This is a genomic window from Shewanella sp. (genome assembly GCF_051658185.1).
Taxonomy (GTDB): domain Bacteria; phylum Pseudomonadota; class Gammaproteobacteria; order Enterobacterales; family Shewanellaceae; genus Shewanella.
On the sequence record NZ_JBOFMC010000039.1, the window covers coordinates 1 to 4,608 of the forward strand.

At 49.1% G+C, this 4,608-nt stretch carries 6 protein-coding genes and 1 pseudogene; all 7 read left to right on the plus strand.

Annotation, left to right across the window (positions count from 1 at the left end):
* Positions 1–1,079, plus strand: a 1,079-nt coding sequence (locus tag ACRCZA_RS01620; RefSeq protein WP_438672742.1) for a tail fiber domain-containing protein, incomplete at its 5' end; no start/stop codon positions are given.
* Positions 1,079–1,648: a hypothetical protein gene (locus tag ACRCZA_RS01625; protein ID WP_438672743.1), complete on the plus strand. Its 570-nt coding sequence runs from the start codon at positions 1,079–1,081 to the stop codon at positions 1,646–1,648. The genes ACRCZA_RS01620 and ACRCZA_RS01625, both read left to right, overlap by 1 nt.
* A gap of 38 nt (positions 1,649–1,686) precedes the next feature.
* Positions 1,687–2,031 (plus strand): hypothetical protein, encoded by a 345-nt coding sequence (locus tag ACRCZA_RS01630; RefSeq protein WP_438672744.1) that lies wholly within the window; start codon positions 1,687–1,689, stop codon positions 2,029–2,031.
* A 141-nt stretch (positions 2,032–2,172) separates the two neighbouring features.
* Positions 2,173–2,502, plus strand: coding sequence for a phage holin family protein (locus ACRCZA_RS01635; protein ID WP_438672745.1), 330 nt, complete (start codon positions 2,173–2,175; stop codon positions 2,500–2,502).
* A complete protein-coding gene (locus ACRCZA_RS01640) occupies positions 2,499–3,383 on the plus strand; it encodes a hypothetical protein (RefSeq protein ID WP_438672746.1) in 885 nt (294 codons plus the stop codon). The genes ACRCZA_RS01635 and ACRCZA_RS01640 overlap by 4 nt, the downstream gene beginning before the upstream one ends.
* A 16-nt stretch (positions 3,384–3,399) precedes the next feature.
* Positions 3,400–4,035: a hypothetical protein gene (locus tag ACRCZA_RS01645; protein ID WP_438672747.1), complete on the plus strand. Its 636-nt coding sequence runs from the start codon at positions 3,400–3,402 to the stop codon at positions 4,033–4,035.
* Positions 4,028–4,608 (plus strand): annotated as a pseudogene (locus ACRCZA_RS01650) (hypothetical protein); the annotation flags it as partial. The gene ACRCZA_RS01645 and the pseudogene ACRCZA_RS01650, both read left to right, overlap by 8 nt.

Genomic DNA, 4,608 nt, shown 5'->3' on the forward strand with positions numbered 1-4,608 from the left:
TGAACTTTGACGGCACAGCGGCGATTACAATCACGGCGGCGGCTAACGGCGGCACCTCGGCGGCCTGTTCCGGTAATGCGGCCACGGCTACTAAACTGCAAACCGCTCGGACTATTGCAGGCGTTAGCTTTGATGGTTCAGCCAATATCAGTATTAGCGCGGCTAACGTTGGCGCGGCTGCGGCCTCGCATACACATACGTCGTCACAAGTTGGTTTAGGCAACGTCCCCAACACGGTGCATACCACGGCTTCTACCGTTAACACGGTTCCGGTTCGTGATAGCGCGGGGGATATAATTACTCGTTTATTTCGCTCAGAATATGCAAACCAAGCGACGATTGGCGGCGCAATTGCATTTCGAACCAACAACAGCACAGACAATTACATTCGTTTTTGCTCTGATACCGCCGCGATTCGAAATTGGATCGGCGCTGCGCCATCCAGTCACTCACACTCATATGCCCCGCTGACAGGTGGCGGCACGTCCGGCACTTGGCCTATTGCTGTAACTGGTAACGCTGGTACGGTTACTGTTAACACCTCGGCGTCTACGTCATTTTTTGATATGTTATGGGCGTCCGGCAATACTATTTACAAGGCCACTAGCTCGAAAATAACTTGCCAGCCTAGCACGGGGGATATTCGCACTTACGGCCATGTAACCTTTGGTTACACCTCGGATATACGCATTAAGCGTAACCTCGAAGAATTTTCCGATCCGCTTGGTGCAGTATGTCAGTTGCGCACGGGCTACTATGAAAAGCAGCGAATCATCGAAGGCTCAGAAGCGGATGAAAACGGGGCATATCCGACGGAATACGTCAAAGAGTCCGGCTTTATTGCTCAGGACTTGGAAAAAGCCGTTGATGGCCTCGTCTACGAAAGCGAAAGCGGCCTAAAAACCATTAAAGGCGGCGGCTTTGAGGTTGACGCCCTGCTAGCAGGCGCTATTAAGCAATTAAAGCGTGAGCACGATGAAGAAATTAGCGCCATGAAAGCCGAAATGGCCGCGCTTAAAAATCAGGTCAGCCAGCTTGCCGCGCTGGTGCAAGATACCTTAGCGCAAAGGGGTAACTAATGGCGACGATACCGAGTAGTAATTTCACGTCAGCACAGGTTATTCAAGAGGCCAGCGGAGGCACTATTCGGGCATTTAGCTCGAATGATGCCGATGTGAGGGATTTGGCGAAAAAGCCAAGTGGGATGTATTCGTCAGCGGATTGGGCGGGTAAGAGTAGTTTTGCTGATTTTGTGCCAAATAGCGCGATGTATTGGGCGGATTCTTATACTTCATTGGGGGGTATAGAATTATGCCTAGGGGGGCGCTTTATAATATATGATCTATTCCCTAGCTCGGCAGATGAAGGCGCATGGACAAGTGTAACAAATGGCACGGTACTAAAGGTCAGGGTTACATGCAGTTATAGTGATAGAGACATTGAGGTTAGTTATAGAGTTAACAATACTGCCCAGTATATCCCAATTTTGCGGCCGAATAATGCGAGCAGTGAAACGGTCAATATCACCTTCCTGAATAATATAGTATTTCATATTGATTCAACATGGTGGTCGGGGGAGCCTGATGTGGTGATAACTTTTTACATTAATGACAAACCTTTAGCGATAAGAATTAAGTCCCTTGAATAATAAGCTCAGTAAAAACAAGGTTGCCAGTGGAGATAAAAATGAAAAAAATCAACGTAACAGTAAAGCGACCTAACCTTCTGTGGCGCGTGTTTATGCGCGTGTGGGGTGTTATCACCTTCTCTGGCTATATCGTTGGCTTTACAACGTACTGGGGCACAGTGCTCATACGAAAAGAGCGCTGGCATGATAAGCGTTTATTGGCGCATGAGCTTACGCATGTTGAGCAGATCCACCAGCTCGGCGCGCTTAAGTTCACATGGCGCTATGTGAAAGAGTTTTTTAGGCGGGGCTATCGAGACAATCGGTATGAAGTCGAAGCGCGTGAAAATGCGCTGTATCGAACCATGGAAACGATCAACCGCTTTAACATCAAATTCAAGTAACCTCCCCTCCCCCTGCAAAGGCTGGCAATTGCTGGCCTTTGTGCTTTTTGGCTACCGCAAAAAGCTAACTTCCCCGAAAAATCCCGATATAGCCGCCTAGCTGCTAACGTTGCGCAAAATACTTATAACGTTGGAAGGCGTATGGATGCAGCAACCGTTTTGCTTCACGGCCTCCCTGTAACACTGGCGTCAATAGTGTTGGTTTTGGCTGTGGTGTCAGGGCTTGCGTCATACGTTAACGGGGTCAGGACTAAACAATTTGAGCCGTCGTTATTGGCGTTTGCTGGGGAAATGGCCTCGTCGATTGTGGCAGGCTTAACAGTGATGTTTTTAGGGGCATGGCAAGATTATCCGCAAGCGTTGACGTGTTTAGTTGCGTTAGCGGCGGCGAACAATGGCAAAGAGTTTATGGGGCTTATTACACAGGTGATCAAGCACAAGATTAATTCGATTATAGGCGGTTCAAAATGATGTATGAGAATCTATTTGCATATTTGGCGTTACTCGCCTGCGTGCTAGCGGGATTGATAGATAGAGCTTTTTTACAGCGCGGCAAAGCAGATATTCACACCGTTAAAAATCACGGGGTCGCGGGTGGCCTGATCCGCTTCTCGATTAATTATGTGGTGTCCTGCGTACCGATTTGGTCGCGGGTAACCTATCGGCTGGTGGACATGAACAACCCGACGACGGTAATTCACGGTCGCGCCAAACCGCTAGAAATTTTGAATGATAAAACCAACTCAGAATATTTATTCCTTCCCACGGCAACGCTATCAATCGGCCGTTGGCGCTTACACGTTAAAGTCGAATCGGTGGCCTCAAGGTTAAATTTTTTATACCGCCTATTCCCTTGCGTCACTGAGTATTCAAAAGAGATCGACATTACGTCGAACAACTACGCCGCGCCGGAACCTGCCTCAAAGCAATTGCAGCCCCACGGCTCAATCGCGCCCCAAGAGATTGTTTGCTCTGATCCCAATGGCCGAAGCGCTAGCGTTGAAGTGATGATCCACCGGAACGGCGCAATATACGGCTATTTAGAGCACAGAGAGCCGTTTGTTATTGGCTCGTGGCAACTGGAAGGCGTCAAAGCCGATGATGTGGAGTTCAGAATTAATCGCTTTTTTAGCATGACATCCGGCCTTGATAAAAAGCGCACGGCAGGCGACGCCGCGATCGGCTGGCGCGGTTTCTTAAAGGGCGAAAATGAAATGTTCCTTATGTCCTGTAAAACGGACTTTGTGGCCTTTGGCTGGATCAATGGCGTATCAACGGGGATTTTAGAAATCAAGAAAAAGGGTGTGGAGGGCGTCGCGTGTTCCTCACAGCTAACAATCACATGCGGTTAAATTAAGGGGTGTTATTGTGAGTAATGACGAAAGAGTCAGTAGTAATAAAAAGCGTTATTTCACGCTTAATTATGGCAATTTGACGGAGCAAAACTTAAAAGAGTTGGTGCAAGGTTTCGCCCGAAACAAGCTTGTTGTAGCAGAAACAATTTCGAGCAACCGCGCTCGCAAGGTAAACGGTGAGCTACAAAAGACGGTGCAATTTGTCTTTGAAAATGGTCAGTCAGTCACTATTGCCGTAGGGGAACAGGGCGACGTGTTGAGTACCAAGCTTAACGCTAAAGTGATGCCAATTAATAACCTTGCCACGATCAGCGCCTACACCAAGGAAGTGTCAGATCTGGTTATCGCCAATGAGCCGCGCTACGCCAAGGTATTGGAGCGCAAGGCCAAGGCTGCAATTAAGGACGCCTCAAACGTCAAACCCGCCTCCCGCTCAGTTGCGTCGCGCATTGAAGAAGCTAAAGCCACGCTCGCACAGGCAGAGAAAAACCTCGCCGTTGCAACGGAAGGTAAGGGATTAAGCGATACCGCCAAGGGGCTTGCAGATAAGCAGCGCGCTAGCGTAGCCAGTGAGATCAAGGCGCTACGCGAAGAAGAAGAAGCGCTATTAGCTGAAATTCAAAAATTAGAGGCGATTATTAATGTTTAAATTTAACGTATTGATGAATGGCCTGTGTCGCCACGCTGAGGGCGTATCAGATCAAGACTATAGCGACATGTTGCGCGGCGAGTCCGGCCGGATGATGCTTGAGAGCGTAACGCTTGAAGAAATCGAAGCAACGTACCTTTACGGCCGTGAATTGATGTTTGAAGCGATTACCACCACGAATAAGCGCGTAGAGCGCACGATGGCGGCGTTTCAGCGGCAATTAAATCGCCAGCTTGCAGGCTCAGAGCTTGAAGCGGAAGCGGCAGAAATTGGCAGTCCTCGCACGGCTGGCGGCTTTGCCACGCTAACCGCACGCTTTCCAATCAGCGACGGCCAAGCAGTGAGCATTATCTTTCACTCCCCAAGCGGCGATCCCAAAAAAATCACGGCCGACGATACGCTGGTAGCGTTCCGCTTTTTGATGAACAAGCGCGATATTACTAACGTTGTCGCTCCCGCTGGCGGCCAAGATATTTCACTTAAGCTGGTCACAACCAAGCTTTCTAACCTGCTTGAACGTAACAGCGAAAAATTCCAACTGCGCAACGCTGAGGTAAAGGCGCAAAACGATGA

What these genes read in the sequence shown, in the direction of transcription:
- ACRCZA_RS01640 (WP_438672746.1), top strand. Translation starts at nt 2,499, where the DNA reads ATGATGTATGAGAATCTATTTGCATATTTGGCGTTACTCGCCTGCGTG.
- ACRCZA_RS01630 (WP_438672744.1), top strand. Translation starts at nt 1,687, where the DNA reads ATGAAAAAAATCAACGTAACAGTAAAGCGACCTAACCTTCTGTGGCGC.
- ACRCZA_RS01635 (WP_438672745.1), top strand. Translation starts at nt 2,173, where the DNA reads ATGGATGCAGCAACCGTTTTGCTTCACGGCCTCCCTGTAACACTGGCG.
- ACRCZA_RS01625 (WP_438672743.1), top strand. Translation starts at nt 1,079, where the DNA reads ATGGCGACGATACCGAGTAGTAATTTCACGTCAGCACAGGTTATTCAA.